Raw genomic sequence first — 14,904 nt, 5'->3', positions numbered from 1 at the left:
ATCCGTGACCGATCCGCTCGCGCCGCTCATCGAACTGCCCGGGGTCCGGGTCGCCGCCGACAAGGCCCGCGACGCGCTGGCCGAGGTCCACCGGCACCGGGCGAACCGCCGCGGCTGGGCCACCACTGCCGCGGAGGCCTCCGTGCGTGCCGCCCGCTCGTCGGCGGCGCTGGCGGGTGGCAGAACGGAATTGCCGGCCGACGGCGCGATCAGCGACCCGATCCTGGCCGGTGCGCTGCGGGTGGGACAGGCACTCGACGGCGACGCGCTGCGCAACCTGGTCGGTATCTGGGAACGTGCGCCGCTGCAGGCACTGGCCCGGCTACACCTGCTGGCGGCCGCCGACCTGGTCGCCGAGGAGGACGAATTGGGTCGTCCGCGCGCCGACGGCGGCGTCGCGGAACGCCTGGATGTGCTGGCGCAGACGCTGCTCACCACCTCCGCGCCCGCACCGGTCACCGCGGCCGTGGTGCACGGTGAGCTGCTGACCCTGAAACCGTTCGGTTCGGCCGACGGACTGGTCGCACGGGCCGCCTCCCGGCTGGTGACGGTGGCAAGTGGGCTAGACCCTCGCTCGCTCGGCGTGCCCGAGGTCTTCTGGCTGCGCCGGCGGCAGGCCTATCTGGATGCGGCGGCCGGGTTCGGGTCGGGGACCGCAGAGGCTGTCGGCGGCTGGGTGCTGTTCTGCTGCGGCGCGCTCGAGGACGGCGCACGCGAAGCGACATCGATTGCGGACGCCGCTGCCGGCTGATCAGGGCGCATCCGCCCGCGGGTAGATCTCCCTCGAACGTCAAAGCGGGCGGCGTGGTCGTGAGACCTCACCGCCCGCGAGCACGGACTACCTGGTTACCATGCGTGCTGGTTTGGGTTGTGTTCTCCGGCCTCGGCGTTCCTCCGGGCTCCGCAGCAGCTCATCCCCGCAGCTATGCGAGGCCATCGCCGGCAACGGACCGGATTTCGCAGGCCCACAACGCTTCTGCCCTTGTCGCGGCGAGCTCCGCGTGGGTACCGGGTGTCCGTGCTGGGAAGGGTGGGTCGGGAGACTGAGCCTTCTCTTCCGGCTCCGCCTTGGCCTTCCTTCCTTCCGTGCCTCCATTTTTACACTGTGACTGCACTCACATCAAGGGCTGACGCAACTTCGTGGAACAAATGGAAATCGGGCACATCGGTCGGAGTCTTATGCTATAAGCCCAGGTCGTAAGGGTGTTCATCGTCGTCGCAGCAGTCGGTAGGTCACTGCTCCCGCGACAAGTGCGCTGACCGCGACGGCAAGTCCCGTGGCCACGGTTTTCGACGGCGCCTGAAAGCGTGACCACAGTGAGACCGGGTTGGAGAAGCCGAGTACGGGCCAGCCCCGATTCGTTGCCTCGCGGCGCAGACCGCGGTCGGGATTGACCGCGGTGGGATGGCCGACCGCCGTCAGCATCGGCAAATCGGTGATCGAATCGGAATAGGCGTAGCAGCGCGCGAGGTCGTAACCCTCTGTCGCGGCGAGCTTTTCGATCGCGGTGACCTTTCCTTCGCCGTAACAGTAGAAATCGACCGCACCGGTGTACTTGCCGTCCACGACCTCCATCCGGGTCGCGGCGGTATGGGTGGCGCCCAGCGCTTCGGCGATCGGAGCCACCACTTCCTCGCCCGAGGCGGAGACGATCACCACATCGTGTCCGCGAATGCGGTGGTCGGCGATGAGGTCGACGGCCTCCGCATAGATCAGCGGGTCCACCAGCTCGTGCAGGGTTTCCGCCACGATCGACCGGATCTGGGCGACATCCCAGCCGGCGACCATATCGGTGAGGTGCGCCCGCATCCGCTCCATCTGATCGTGGTCGGCGCCGGAGAGCAGGAACATGAAGTGGGCGTAACTGCTCTCCAAGACGGCCCGTCGATTGATCAGGCCCTGATCGAAGAACGGTTTGCTGAACACATAAGTGCTCGATCTGGCTATCACCGTCTTGTCCAGATCGAAGAAGGCGGCGATGCGGCCGTTCTCGTGGTGCCGATCGCCGGGAGATGGTGTCGTTTTACCGGAGCCCGTCACCGCTCCAGGATAGGCATCAGCGCGTCGCGTGTCGTGCCCGCTATGCGCCCGTAAGCGTGCTGACCAGTGCTTTTCCCATTAGGAGGGGAGTGAAGGTGACCTGTGGAACTTCTTTGTCGTCGGGCTTGCGTTCCGGCCCGTTCTTGGGTGTAGTATTGCTGGCACCTGGACATGTTCCAGGCGTGTTCAGCCCGACCCCCCGGGGCTGAACCCCGACGGCCCCAGCCTCCTCCCCCCCCGGCTGGGGCCGTCCTCTATCCAGGGGACGGTCGCCGGCCTCGAAAAGTTCTCCACAGCCCGCGAGTTGTCCACAATCGCCGCAGCCACCGGTTCCAGCAGGTCCGCTCGGGCGAGGCTGGGTCCATGGATCACGACGCGACGCGCACCGCCGGGGAGCCACCCGCGGTGCTGGTGCTCATCCGGGACGACCGGTTACGCGAGGAAGTTCGCCGGGTCGCGGCCGCGGCCGGCCGGCGAATCGATGAAGCCGAGGCGCCGGCCGGCAGGCATCCCTGGTCGGCGGCACCACTCGTGGTGCTCGACACCGAGGCCGCCGTGGTGTCCGCGAGTACGGCACCCCCGCGGCGCAGCGGCGTGGTCACCGTCACCGACGGCGAACCCGGACTGGCCGAGTGGCAGGCGGCCGCGGTGATCGGCGCCGAACGGGTGATCGCGCTCCCGGCCGCCGCGGTCGAGCTCATCGAAAAATTCGCCGAGTACGGCGAACAGCGCACCGACGGCGGAGTGGTGATCGCGCTGGCCGGTGCGGGCGGCGGCGCCGGAGCGTCCGTCCTCGCCGCCGCGACCGCGCTGCGCTCGGCTGCCGCCGGGTTCCGGCCGCATACGGTGCTGGTCGACGGCGTGCCCCGCGGCGGCGGCCTCGATCTGCTGCTCGGTATCGAGGGCGCGCCGGGCCTGCGCTGGCCGGATCTGGTCGTGGACGACGGCCGGGTCGCCGCCGCGGAACTGCACAATGCGCTCCCGGCCGCGGGCGGCGGCCTGTCGGTGCTGTCCAGCGGCCGGGGCCGGGGCCGGACCGGCCCCATCGGCGCGGCCGCCGTGCACGCGGTCGTCGACGCCGCGCGGGGCGCGGGCGATCTCGTGGTGTGCGATATCTCCAGCGAGCGCGGGCCGCATACCGACCGGATACTCGATGCCGCCGATCTCGTGGTGCTCGTCGTGCCCGCGCAGCTGCGCGCGGTGGCGGCAGCCGGTGCGGCGGCGGAATGGATCGCGCAGCGCAACCCCAACCGCGGCCTGGTGGTGCGCGGTCCGGCGCCGGGCAACCTGCGCGGCCACGATATCGCCGCCGTGCTGGAATTGCCGCTGCTGGCGGCGGTCCGGGCGCAACCGGGCCTGGCCGCGCGGCTCGAACGCCGGGGTCTGCGGCTACGGCGCGGGCCCCTGCGGGACGCCTGTGATGCGGTACTGGCGGTGCTGAGCCCACCCGACCCGCGGCGGGCCGGATGAGCACCGGCGCCGAACACCCGGGGGTGGTGACGACCGAACTGCTGGAACGGGTTCGGGAACGGCTGGCCGGAGACCGCGCGGAACCCGAACCCGCACGGGTCGCGGCGGCCATCCGTGCCGAAGCCGGGGGCATGCTGGGGGATACCGATCTGCTGCGCGCCCTGCGGTTGCTGCAGACCGAACTCACCGGAGCAGGCGTCCTCGAACCCCTCCTGCACGATCCCGCGGTCGCCGATGTGCTGGTCACCGCTCCGGACGCGGTGTGGATCGATCGGGGCCGCGGGGTCGAACGGACATCGACGACCTTCCCCGACGAAGCCGCCGTCCGACGGCTGGCGCAGCGCCTGGCCCTCTCGGCGGGCCGTCGCCTCGACGATGCCCAGCCCTGGGTCGACGGGCAATTGTCCGGCCGGGAACTGGTGCTGGGGCAGAGCTTCGGTGTCCGGCTGCACGCCGTGCTCGCCCCCACCGCCCGCGGTGGCACCTGCCTGTCGCTCCGGATCCTGCGTCCGGCGACCCAGGGACTGGACGCGCTCTCCCGATCCGGCGCGGTACCGCCCGGCGCGAAAGTCCCACTGCAACAGATCGTTCGCGCTCGTCTGGCCTTCCTCGTGGTGGGGGGCACCGGCGCGGGGAAGACCACCTTGCTCTCGGCGCTGCTCGCCGAAGTGGGCCAGGGGGAGCGCATCATCTGTGTGGAGGACGCGGCCGAACTCGCACCGCCGCATCCGCATGTGATCCGGCTGGTGGCCCGGCCGCCCAATATCGAAGGGGCGGGAGAGATCACGTTGCGTGATCTGGTCCGGCAGGCATTGCGCATGCGTCCCGATCGCATAGTGGTCGGTGAAGTGCGCGGTGCGGAGGTCGTCGACCTGCTCACCGCATTGAACACCGGACACGACGGCGGCGCGGGAACGATCCACGCCAACTCGATCCGAGAGGTGACCGCGCGGCTCGAGGCGCTGGCCGGGCTGGGCGGAATGGACCGGTCGGCGCTACACAGTCAATTGGCCGCTGCCGTGCAGGTGGTGCTGCACGTCCGGCGGCGTGCCGACGGGTTCCGGTACCTCGCGGAAATCGGTGTGGTGCAGCGGGACAACGCCGGCTGGGTGGAGATCCGCCCGGCATGGCGCGCGGCCGGTCCGGCACCCGCCGCCGGGGTACTGCAGGCGGTGCTCGCGGAACGGACCGGGTGATGTTCCCGGTCGTGACAGCGGTCGGCCCGGTCGCGGCGGCCCTGGGTTGCACCGCTCTGGCGCTGTTGCTCACTCCGGGGCCTGCCGGCAGGCGGCGATTCGGCAGCGTGTTCGAAGTCCGCAGGGTGCGCGTGTTTCCGCTGCGGTGGGTGATGTTCGGGGCGGGCGGTACCGGATGTGCGCTGGCGTTCGCGCTGGGGAGCGGCAGCCTGCTGGCCGCGCTGCTCGTCACGGGGACTGTCGCGGTGCGGCTGCGCCGCTCCCGCCGGGCACTTCTGCACCGCACCGAATGTGGACACCTTCTCGACGGGCTCGAGGCCGTGGTCTCCGAACTGCGGGTGGGGGCACATCCGAGTGCCGCGGCCGCGGTCGCCGCCCGGGAGAGCAGCGGTATCGCGGCGGCGGCCTTCGCGGTCGGTTCGGCGCGCAGCAGGCTGGGCGGATCCGGCGCGGCGGGATTGCTCCGTCCCGACTCGGTGATCGCCGCCGAACTGGGCCGGGTGGCCGATGCCTGGCAGGTCGCCGAGCGGCACGGTCTGGCTCTCGCCGAGCTCCTGGCGGCGGCCCGCGCCGACCTTGCCGCCCGGATGAGATTCCGGACCCGGACCGACGCATCGCTCGCCGGTGCTCGCGCCACCGCGGCGATTCTGGCGGTGCTACCGGTGGTGGGTATCGGTCTGGGGCAGTTGATGGGTGCCCATCCGCTCCAAGTGCTGTTCGTCTCCCCGGCGGGCCGCTTTCTCCTGCCGCTCGGCGCCGGCCTGGCCTGTGCCGGGTTGCTCTGGGCGGACGAGATCACCCGGAGGGTGGCCCCGCGGTGAACCCGGACCTGCCCGCCGACTCCATCCGACCGAAGCCGGACGCGGTCTGCGCCGGATCGATGTCCGCCCGGTCGGCCTCATCGAACGACACCGAAAGGAAAAGCGATGGCGATCCACGGCTGGCCGTTCATCCTGCTGTCGGCAGCAATACTGCTGGTACCGGCCCCGGCTCCGGCGGTCGCCCGGTTGAGCCCCGGCACGGCTCTCCGGCGGGTGCGGTCCCGGAAACCCGTCGCGGCCGCCGACCCGGTCGCGATCGCGACGCTGTTCGATCTGCTCGCCGCCTGTCTACGGGCCGGTTTGCCGGCCGCCGCCGCGCTGCGTGCGGTCGCGCCGGCCGCGGCCGATTCGCTGTCGGATCGGCTGCAACGGGTGGCCGATCTGCTCGCCCTCGGTGCCGACCCGGCCGTGGCGTGGGCTCCCACCGAGTCCGGCGGCCCGAGCGCTCCCGAATTCGACGCGCTCGCCCGGCTGGCGCGGCGTTCGGCCCGCTCGGGTTCGTCACTGGCCGCGGCCATCGGCGAACTCGCCGAGGAGCGCCGCACCCAGGTGGAGGAAGCGGCTACCGCGCGGGCCGAACGGGCCGGCGTCCTGATCGGCGGACCCTTGGGCCTGTGCTTCCTACCGGCGTTCATCTGCCTCGGCATTGTGCCGGTGATCATCGGCTTGGCGGGTGGGGTGCTCGGCGGGGGCCTGCTGTGACTCCGCGGTCGGCGGCGGGTATCGAGATGTGCTCGTACGGAACGGCTGTGCGAGCCGAGGAGAGAGGGGGTCGGGGTGCTTATGAGCCGAACGACGATATGGAACGCGCGGGATCTCGTGGGGGGAGCATGGCGAAGGGCGAAGGCCCGGCTGGTGCGCGTGGTGTCGGAGGAGGAAGGGATGAGCACAGTCGAGTACGCGATCGGGACCATAGCCGCGGCCGCTTTCGGCGCGGTGTTGTACACCGTGGTGACCGGCGAGAGCATCCCCGACGCGCTGACCGGGATCATCGAGAAGGCGCTGAACACGAGCGTCTGAGGTATCCGATCGGCGCACCGAGCGCCGTCGCCGTCGACGGCAAGGGGGCCGTCGGTGCGTTCCGGCGCCCGGTCACCGGCGAGACCGGGTCGGTGACCGTCGAAGCGGCGATCGCGCTCGCCGCGATCGCCGCTACCGCTGCCTTGTGTGTGGGAGCGGTACTCGCGGCGGTGACCCAGGTGCGGTGTGTGGATGCCGCGCGTGAGGCGGCCCGGCTGGCGGCCCGTGGCGATCGCGGTGCCGCGGAGGTCGCCGCCCGCCGGGTGGCACCCGAGGGGGCGGAGATCTCGGTGCGCTACGAAGGCGGTCGGGTGATCGCCGTCGTAGCCTCCGATACTCCACTGTTACCCGTTCTCCGGCTGCGCGCGGAGTCGGTGGCCGCGACCGAGCCGGATCCGGGCCCGTGAGCCGGCGAGGCCGAATGCCGCCGGCTCGGGGTGCGCGGTGCGTGCGTGCCGTCCGGGTGATTCGGCCTCCCGGTTCGATCGGGTATCGGACACGGCACCCGGTAGGAGAGGAGGGCTCGGCGACGGTCACGGCATGTCTGGCGCTGGCGGGCTTGATCGTGGTGACCGTGCTCGTCGTCCAGTTCGGCGGGGTGGTCGTGGCGCGGCACCGGGCGCAGGCCGCGGCGGACCTCGCCGCCCTGGCCGCCGCGGGGGAACTGTGGAACGGTGCGGAAGCCGGATGCGCGGCGGCAGAATCACTCGGCCGGCGCGTGGCGGCTCATCTCGCACGGTGCGAGATAGACGGCTGGGATGTCGTGATCACGGTCGAAGAAAAAGTACCGTTGGGTCCGTTCGGGACACGGAGTATACGAGCGATTGCGCGAGCCGGGCCGGTCGGAGAAGCGACGTGATCGGCCTATACCGAATTTTGTTAACGACGAATACGGTAATCACTTAGCGACAGCAATTAATGGTCCGTTACTCGCATTCATCATTTGTTCCGGAATTGATACGAAAGAGGCCTCTGTAGCTACCGACCGGTCCTTTAGCAACAATACAGTTAATATGATGCTTATCCTCTTAATTCGACGGCCCGGTCGGCGTACTGTGGCCGCCCTGGGTTACCCGGCAACGCCGTGACCATCGAGTTGCCCCATAGCTGTGGTGCATCGACGCTCCCGACCCGTCGGCTCGGCGAGAATCGCGGTCAACAACCGGATCGCCCCGGCTTTGTCGAGGGGATCGTTGCCGTTTCCGCACTTGGGCGACTGCACGCAGGATGGGCACCCGCTACGGCACGAGCACGCCTCGACAGCCGCGAGGGTGGCGGCGAGCCAGCGCCGCAGCATCGTGTAGCCGCGCTCGGCGAACCCCGCCCCGCCGGGCTGACCGTCGTACACGAAAACGGTGGGCAGGCCCGTATCGGCGTGCCGAGCTGTGGAAACCCCGCCGATATCCCATCGGTCGCAGGTCGCCACCAGCGGCAACAGGCCGATCGCCGCGTGTTCGGCGGCATGCAGCGCGCCCGGTACCGCGGCGGCGTCGATCCCGGCTCGGTCCAGCAGTTCCGGCGTCACGGTGTAGAGCACGGCGGTGGTGGGCAGGGTCTGCTCGGGCAGGTCGAGTTCGACCAGGTCGAGGACCTCTCCGGTGACCAGTGTGCGCAGGTAGCCCACCACCTGGCTGCGTACGGTCACGTCCGCGAAAGCCGCGGTGACCTCGCCGAAGATCGTGCTCTCGCGCACCGTGTCCAGAGTGAGGGAGGTGATCCGGCGGGCGCTGGTGGTCCAGCCCGGGGTATCGGCGCGGACCAGGGCGACACCGCCGTCGAGGTCCAGCTCCTCGACCACATAACTCTCGCCTTGGTGCAAGTGGACGGCGCCTTCGTGCAGGGTGGCCGGGGCCCTTCCGGCGTCCGCCGTGCCGAGGAGGCGTCCCGTCTCGGCCACCACGATCGCGACCGGGGTACCGATGCCGCCGCGGACGTCGACCGCGTCGTGCGGTGGTTCGGCGCCCGTATAGAACCAGCGGCTGCCGCCCTCGGCTTCTCGGCGCCGGACGAGCCCCTGACCTGCTAATTCCGTAAGTACTCCGGGGGCGCCGAACGCTCGGGCCTCCGCGTCGGCGATGGGCAGTTCCATGGCCGCGCACAGCAGTTGCGGACCGAGAACATACGGGTTCGAGGGATCGATGATGCTCGCTTCCACCGGGCGGTCCAGCAGGGCTTCGGGATGGTGCACGAGATAGGTGTCCAGGGGGTCGTCACGGGCCACGAGCAGGGCCAGCGCACCCTGTGTCCGGCGGCCGGCCCGGCCGATCTGCTGGCGGAACGAGGCGACCGTGCCGGGGAAGCCGGCCAGCACCACGGCGTCCAGGCCGGCGATGTCCACCCCGAGTTCCAGGGCATTCGTTGTCGCCACGGCCAGCAGGGACCCGTTCGAAAGCCCGGCTTCCAGGGCTCGCCGATCCTCGGGCAGGTATCCACCGCGGTAGGCGGCGACGCGTTCGGCCAGGTCGGGGTCGATTTCGGTGAGGCGCTGCCGGGTGTGGACGGCGATCAGCTCGGCCGCCCGGCGCGACTGCGCGAAGGTCAGCGTCCGCGCTCCCTCCACGACCAGGTCGGCGGTGATACGTGCCGCCTCCGTGGTGGCACCGAGCCGGACGGGCGCACCGTTCTCCCCGGTCACCGCGGTGAGCAGCGGCGGTTCCCAGAACGCGACGGTGCGTGGCCCGCGTGGCGACCCGTCCTCGGTCACCGCCACGCAGTCGGCGCCGACCAGCCTGGACGCTGCCGCGGCCGGATCGGCGGCCGTGGCGGAACAGAGGACGAAGACCGGATCGGCGCCGTAGTGGGCCGCCACCCGGCGCAGGCGGCGCAGGACCAGCGCCACATGGGAGCCGAACAGTCCCCGGTAGGCGTGGCATTCGTCGACGACTACGTAGCGGAGTCGCCGGAAGAAGCGTGACCAGCTGCGATGCGAGCGCAGCAGGCTCAGGTGCAGCATGTCCGGGTTGGTGAACAGCCAGCGGGCCTCGGCGCGCACCCACTGCCGGATCTCGGTGGGGGTGTCGCCGTCGTAGGCGGCGACGGGAATCCGGCGCAGGGATCCGTGCCGGGTGAGTTCACCGACCATTCGAAGCTGATCGGCGCCCAATGCCTTGGTCGGGGCGAGGTAGAGCGCGGTCGCCCGCTGGTCCTCGTGCAATGTGGTGAGGACGGGGAGCTGGTAGCCGAGCGATTTTCCGGACGCCGTCCCGGTCGCCAAAACCACGTGCTGTCCACGGGCGGCATGGTCGGCAGTGGCCGCCTGGTGGCGCCACGGCGCTTCGATACCTTCCGCACGCAGTGCGTTCACGACTTCCGGCGCCGACCAGGCGGGCCAATCGGCCGGTACGGCGGCCCGGCCGGGTACCTCGGCGATATGGGTCAGACGCGAATCAGTGGCCGGAACGCCATCGAGGACACGATTCAGCAACGATCGCCCATAGGACTGATCGGGCCGGATCTCTCGGGTCATGCCTGGGCGCCTTCCGGGTCTTCGAACAATGTGAAACACCGCCGTCCGCCTCGTGTCACCTGCGGGTTCGATACCCAATAGCGATCTGGGTCACAACCGGGTACGCGGTCCGGGCGCTGGTTATCGGAAGGCAAACATACCGGAAGTTCAGATTCGGACGGACTAACCCTTACCTCCGCATTCGCGAGATCATTTTTTTTGCAAATTGTCGGTAACTCCGCTGTTGAATTTCCCAAAGACATGGTTCACTGGTTCTCGGTCGCAAGCTTCTGTGTTCGAGGGACGGATGCAAAGTCCTAACCCTGGCAGGATCGATGTTGCGAACGGCATACGTTGGCCCCCATAGGAGTCCAGAGTAGCGCCGACCGCAACAGGCCCGGTGGACGAAACCCAGTTGTCCGCCGTTCCGAGTAAGAAAAGAGAAGGAACAGAATGGCACAGGGAACTGTGAAGTGGTTCAACGCGGAGAAGGGCTTCGGCTTCATCGCGCCCGAAGACGGCTCTGCGGACGTCTTCGTCCACTATTCCGAGATCCAGGGTTCGGGTTTCCGTACCCTCGAAGAAAATCAGAAGGTCGAGTTCGAGGTTGGCCAGGGCACCAAGGGCCCCCAGGCCACCGGAGTTCGCGCGCTCAGCTGAGCGAGTCCACCTCCCAGTCCGTCCCTCGCCTCCCGTAACGGGAGCGAGGGACGAACTATATGTGGAGTATGCGTACCTCCGCGTCCGCTCCGGCCATGCGCTCTTTGCGTACCGCCGCGTCCGCTCCGGTCATGCGCTCTTTGCGTACCGCCGCATTCGCTCCGGTCATGCGCTCTTTGCGAACCGCCGCATTCGCTCCGGTCATGCGCTCTTTGCGAACCGCCACGTTCGCTCGGGCTGTGCATGCCTTGCGTACCCAGGCATACGGCCCGGCCATGCGCTTTCTGCATACCGCGATGCCTGCTCCGGTCGTGCGCTTTTTGCGTACCGGGGCGCCTGCTCCGGTCGTGTGCTCTTTGCGTACCCCGGCGCCCGGCCCGGCCACGCGCTTCTTGCGCACTCGGGCCTCCGCTCCGGCCGAGCGTACTGGGCATACTCGGGCATCGGCTCGGGCCACGTGCTCCGGGCTCGACCGGGCATCCGTGCCGGCCGAGCCCTCTCGACCCGCCCGGGTATCCGGGCCGACTACGCCCGCTGGGCGCGGTCGGGCACCCGATCCGGTCGTGCCCTCCCGGCATAGCCGCGCATCGGCTCGGAGCCTGTGGTCGCGGCGCACCGGAGTGCCCGCCCCGGCCGTGCGCTCGTGGGCATCGGCTCCCGTCGTGCACTCGAACCGCCCCCGGGGAAACGCTTCGTTCGTGCGTCCAGGCGGCTTCCGCGTGGACGCCGCGCCGGTACGTCAATTGCCCGGCGGCCCGTCCGCCATGCGCGTTCGGCATATCAGCGCAGCCGAGCCGGGGAGACGTCCTTGTGACGGTGCGTTCGCTGAACCCGTGCTCTTCGCGCGCGGCGATGCCCATACGGCTTCCTTTCCAGGAAGCTCTGTATCTATTGCGGATGCGCTTTTTCCGGAGCCGGCACCTGCCGTGTGCTCGGCGGGTAGTGTGGCGCCGACCGGGGCCGGAGGGTGGCGTGCCGCGCTGAGGCGGGGCACTCCCGTCGCTCGCCACTCGCATCCGTCGAACGTGCTCCGCGCCACGCGCGGGCCGGAGACGGATCGGCCTTCGCGCACACCGGTCAAGTCGATGCTGCGTGGATTCGTGACGCACCGTGCGTGCCGACTGTCGGCGCGGCCCTGCATACTGAACGGCATCGACGCGCCATCGCCCGATGGTCGCAACCGTTCGACCACGCGCGGCGTCGAGGTATAAACGTGACTGGTGGTGATGTAAGGCGTCACCATCTGCTCAATCAACCGCGTCCTGCGTACCGAGCAGTGTTCAGCGGGTCGAGAAGGAAAGGGATTCGCCGGTGGCAACACGAGACCGAAACGCAGCCGAGGCGGGTCGTCCCGTGCGTCGTCTCGTCATCGTCGAATCCCCGACGAAGGCCCGCAAAATCGCGCCCTACCTGGGGCGGGACTATACGGTCGAGGCATCGGTCGGCCATATCCGGGATCTGCCGCGCGGTGCGGCCGATGTCCCGGCCAAGTACAAGGGCCAGGACTGGGCGCGGCTCGGGGTGGACGTCAACAACGACTTCGAACCCATCTATGTCGTCAGCCCGGAGAAGAAGGGCAAGGTCACCGAACTCAAGGGTCTGCTGGCCGACGCCGACGAGTTGTATCTGGCCACCGACCCCGACCGCGAGGGCGAGGCCATCGCCTGGCATCTGCTGGAGACGCTGAAGCCGAAGGTGCCGGTCCGGCGGATGGTCTTCCACGAGATCACCGAGCCGGCGATCCGCGCGGCCGCCGCCGACACCCGCGATCTGGACAACGACCTGGTCGACGCACAGGAAACCCGGCGCATCCTGGACCGGCTGTACGGCTACGAGGTCAGTCCGGTGCTGTGGAAGAAGGTCATGCCGCGGTTGTCGGCGGGCCGGGTGCAGTCCGTGGCGACCCGGGTGATCGTGCAGCGCGAGCGGGAACGGATGGCGTTCCGGTCGGCGGAGTACTGGGATATCGCCGCGAGACTGGATGCCGGCGGCGAAGCCGACTCCGCCAATCCGCGGGTCTTCTCCGCCCGCCTCGTCGACGTGGACGGCTCGCGGGTCGCCACCGGCCGCGATTTCGGGTCCGACGGCCGGCTCAAGGCCGATTCGCGGGCGCTGGTGCTGGACGAGGCCCGGGCCCGCCGCCTGGCCGAGGCCCTGCACGGCGCCGACCTGGTGGTGACCTCCGCCGAGTCCAAGCCCTACACCCGCAAACCGTATGCGCCGTTCATGACCTCCACGCTGCAGCAGGAGGCCGGTCGCAAGCTGCGGTTCACCTCGGAACGCACCATGCGCACCGCGCAGCGGTTGTACGAGAACGGCTACATCACTTATATGCGTACCGACTCGACCACGCTGTCGGAGTCGGCGATCAATGCCGCGCGCACCCAGGCCACCCAGCTCTACGGTGCCGAATTCGTGCATCCCACCGCCCGGCAGTACACCCGGAAGGTGAAGAACGCGCAGGAAGCGCACGAGGCCATCCGTCCCGCGGGCGACACCTTCGCCACCCCGGGCCAGCTGCACGCGCGGCTGGACAACGACGAGTTCCGGCTCTACGAGCTGATCTGGCAGCGGACCGTCGCCTCGCAGATGGCCGACGCCCGGGGCACCACCCTCACCCTGCGGATCACCGGCACCGCCGGCACCGGCGAGGAATGCGTGTTCTCCGCCTCGGGTCGCACCATCACCTTCCCGGGCTTCCTGAAGGCCTATGTGGAAAGTGTCGACGAGGAGGCCGGCGGTCAGTCCGACGACGCCGAGACCCGGTTGCCGCAGCTCGCGGAGGGCGAGGGCGTCACCGCCGTCGAGTTGAACCCCGACGGGCACAGCACCAACCCGCCTGCCCGCTACACCGAGGCCTCGCTGATCAAATCGCTGGAGGAACTCGGCATCGGGCGGCCGTCCACTTATTCGTCGATCATCAAAACCATCCTGGATCGCGGCTACGTCTACAAACGCGGTAGCGCGCTGGTGCCGTCCTGGGTGGCCTTCTCGGTGACCGGGCTGCTGGAACAGTACTTCGGCCGCCTGGTCGATTTCGATTTCACCGCCGCCATGGAAGACGATCTGGACGCCATCGCCGGCGGCCGGGCGCAGCGCGGAAACTGGTTGTCCAGCTTCTACTTCGGGGGTGACGACGGCGCCGAGGGCTCGGTCGCGCGGTCCGGCGGTCTGAAGCGGATGGTCGGGGAGCGGCTCGACGATATCGATGCCCGCCTGATCAACTCCATCAAACTCTTCAGCGACGACGCGGGTCGCGATGTGGTGGTGCGGGTCGGCCGGTACGGGCCGTACCTGGAACGGATGGTCGCCGATCCCGACAAACCGGATGCCGAGCCGACCTCCCAGCGCGCCAATCTCCCCGATGACCTGCCGCCCGACGAGCTCACCCCGGAGGTGGCGGAGAAACTCTTCTCCACTCCGCAGGAGGGCCGCACCCTGGGCAACGACCCGGGCAACGGGCACGAAATCGTGGTCAAGGAAGGACGTTTCGGTCCGTACGTCACCGAGATCCTGCCGGAGACCGACGACGACCAGACGGCCAAGAAGACCGCGAAGAAGAACGCGCCGAAACCGCGCACCGGGTCGCTGTTCAAATCGATGGACCCGGCCACGGTCACGCTCGAGGACGCGTTGAAACTGCTGTCGCTGCCGCGCGTGGTCGGCAACGACCCGGCCTCCGGCGAGGAGATCACCGCGCAGAACGGCCGGTACGGGCCGTATCTGAAGAAGGGCACCGATTCACGGTCCCTGGCCACCGAGGACCAGATCTTCAATGTGACCCTCGACGAGGCCCTCAAACTCTATGCCGAACCCAAACGCAGAGGTAGACAGGCCGCGGCAGCCGCGCCGCTCCGGGAACTCGGCAACGATTCCGCCACCGGGAAGCCGATGGTCATCAAGGACGGGCGTTTCGGGCCCTATGTGACCGACGGTGAGACCAACGCCAGCCTGCGCAAGGGCGACGAAGTCGAGTCGATCACCGACGAACGCGCTTCCGAACTGCTGGCCGACCGGCGGGCACGCGGTCCGGTGAAGAAGGCGGCCAAGAAGACCGCCAAGAAGGCCCCGGCCAAGAAGGCCGTCGCCAAGAAGACCACCACCGCGGCGAAGAAAACGACCACCGCGAAAGCGGCCGCGAAGAAGACGGCGGCCAAGAAGGCTCCCGCGAAGAAGGCCCCGGCGAAGCAGTCCGCGGGCCGGTCGTCTTCCCAGAGCGAAGACTAGACGGCGGTTGTCTGTCGGACCGTC

General features: G+C 69.3%; 13 protein-coding genes. 10 read left to right on the top strand and 3 right to left on the bottom strand.

Features of this window, described 5'->3' with window-relative positions:
• The first annotated feature begins 4 nt into the window (after positions 1-4).
• Positions 5-751: a Fic family protein gene (locus IG75_RS0127270; protein ID WP_030524198.1), complete on the top strand. Its 747-nt coding sequence runs from the start codon at positions 5-7 to the stop codon at positions 749-751.
• A gap of 456 nt (positions 752-1,207) precedes the next feature.
• Here IG75_RS0127270 and IG75_RS0127265 read toward each other — a convergent pair whose 3' ends face one another.
• A complete protein-coding gene (locus IG75_RS0127265) occupies positions 1,208-2,041 on the bottom strand; it encodes an HAD family hydrolase (protein ID WP_030524197.1) in 834 nt (277 codons plus the stop codon).
• A gap of 363 nt (positions 2,042-2,404) precedes the next feature.
• Between IG75_RS0127265 and ssd the strand changes: the two genes are divergently transcribed.
• From ssd to IG75_RS0127225, 7 genes are all read left to right on the top strand, one after another.
• A complete protein-coding gene (gene ssd / locus IG75_RS0127260; RefSeq protein ID WP_030524196.1) occupies positions 2,405-3,511 on the top strand; it encodes a septum site-determining protein Ssd in 1,107 nt (368 codons plus the stop codon).
• A complete protein-coding gene (locus tag IG75_RS0127255) occupies positions 3,508-4,707 on the top strand; it encodes a TadA family conjugal transfer-associated ATPase (protein WP_030524195.1) in 1,200 nt (399 codons plus the stop codon). The genes ssd and IG75_RS0127255 overlap by 4 nt, the downstream gene beginning before the upstream one ends.
• An 11-nt stretch (positions 4,708-4,718) precedes the next feature.
• On the top strand, positions 4,719-5,528 hold the full coding sequence (locus IG75_RS0127250) for a type II secretion system F family protein (RefSeq protein ID WP_245713254.1): 810 nt from the start codon (positions 4,719-4,721) through the stop codon (positions 5,526-5,528).
• Positions 5,529-5,633: 105 nt separating this feature from the next.
• Complete coding sequence (locus IG75_RS0127240; RefSeq protein WP_030524193.1) at positions 5,634-6,230, top strand: type II secretion system F family protein; 597 nt, start codon at positions 5,634-5,636, stop codon at positions 6,228-6,230.
• An 81-nt stretch (positions 6,231-6,311) separates the two neighbouring features.
• Positions 6,312-6,548 (top strand): DUF4244 domain-containing protein, encoded by a 237-nt coding sequence (locus IG75_RS40650; protein WP_051715035.1) that lies wholly within the window; start codon positions 6,312-6,314, stop codon positions 6,546-6,548.
• Positions 6,549-6,640: 92 nt separating this feature from the next.
• Positions 6,641-6,955: a TadE family type IV pilus minor pilin gene (locus IG75_RS0127230; RefSeq protein WP_036515332.1), complete on the top strand. Its 315-nt coding sequence runs from the start codon at positions 6,641-6,643 to the stop codon at positions 6,953-6,955.
• A 14-nt stretch (positions 6,956-6,969) separates the two neighbouring features.
• Positions 6,970-7,407 (top strand): Rv3654c family TadE-like protein, encoded by a 438-nt coding sequence (locus tag IG75_RS0127225; RefSeq protein ID WP_081877168.1) that lies wholly within the window; start codon positions 6,970-6,972, stop codon positions 7,405-7,407.
• A 210-nt stretch (positions 7,408-7,617) separates the two neighbouring features.
• Here IG75_RS0127225 and IG75_RS0127220 read toward each other — a convergent pair whose 3' ends face one another.
• Positions 7,618-10,014 (bottom strand): DEAD/DEAH box helicase, encoded by a 2,397-nt coding sequence (locus IG75_RS0127220; protein ID WP_081877167.1) that lies wholly within the window; start codon positions 10,012-10,014, stop codon positions 7,618-7,620.
• Between the two features lie 432 nt (positions 10,015-10,446).
• Between IG75_RS0127220 and IG75_RS0127215 the strand changes: the two genes are divergently transcribed.
• Positions 10,447-10,653, top strand: coding sequence for a cold-shock protein (locus tag IG75_RS0127215; RefSeq protein WP_011206895.1), 207 nt, complete (start codon positions 10,447-10,449; stop codon positions 10,651-10,653).
• Between the two features lie 55 nt (positions 10,654-10,708).
• On the opposite strand, the gene IG75_RS39335 is transcribed toward IG75_RS0127215, so the two are convergent.
• A complete protein-coding gene (locus IG75_RS39335; protein ID WP_156059188.1) occupies positions 10,709-11,053 on the bottom strand; it encodes a hypothetical protein in 345 nt (114 codons plus the stop codon).
• A 911-nt stretch (positions 11,054-11,964) separates the two neighbouring features.
• On the opposite strand from IG75_RS39335, the gene topA reads away from it, so the two are divergent.
• Positions 11,965-14,880, top strand: a complete 2,916-nt coding sequence (gene topA / locus IG75_RS0127205) for a type I DNA topoisomerase (protein ID WP_030524188.1) — start codon at positions 11,965-11,967, stop codon at positions 14,878-14,880.
• Positions 14,881-14,904 lie beyond the last annotated feature (24 nt).

Origin of the sequence: Nocardia rhamnosiphila NBRC 108938, from assembly GCF_000720425.1 — a bacterium.
In the GTDB taxonomy this organism is placed as follows: Bacteria; Actinomycetota; Actinomycetes; order Mycobacteriales; family Mycobacteriaceae; genus Nocardia; species Nocardia rhamnosiphila.
Note: the sequence above shows the minus strand (reverse complement) of the source record. Positions and strands in the feature narration are given on the sequence as shown.

Excerpts from the sequence above, each read along its gene's own strand:
- IG75_RS0127220 (WP_081877167.1), bottom strand. The coding sequence starts at position 10,014 with ATGACCCGAGAGATCCGGCCCGATCAGTCCTATGGGCGATCGTTGCTG.
- IG75_RS0127225 (WP_081877168.1), top strand. The coding sequence starts at position 6,970 with ATGCCGCCGGCTCGGGGTGCGCGGTGCGTGCGTGCCGTCCGGGTGATT.
- ssd (WP_030524196.1), top strand. The coding sequence starts at position 2,405 with ATGGATCACGACGCGACGCGCACCGCCGGGGAGCCACCCGCGGTGCTG.
- IG75_RS0127240 (WP_030524193.1), top strand. The coding sequence starts at position 5,634 with ATGGCGATCCACGGCTGGCCGTTCATCCTGCTGTCGGCAGCAATACTG.
- IG75_RS0127255 (WP_030524195.1), top strand. The coding sequence starts at position 3,508 with ATGAGCACCGGCGCCGAACACCCGGGGGTGGTGACGACCGAACTGCTG.
- IG75_RS0127215 (WP_011206895.1), top strand. The coding sequence starts at position 10,447 with ATGGCACAGGGAACTGTGAAGTGGTTCAACGCGGAGAAGGGCTTCGGC.
- IG75_RS40650 (WP_051715035.1), top strand. The coding sequence starts at position 6,312 with ATGAGCCGAACGACGATATGGAACGCGCGGGATCTCGTGGGGGGAGCA.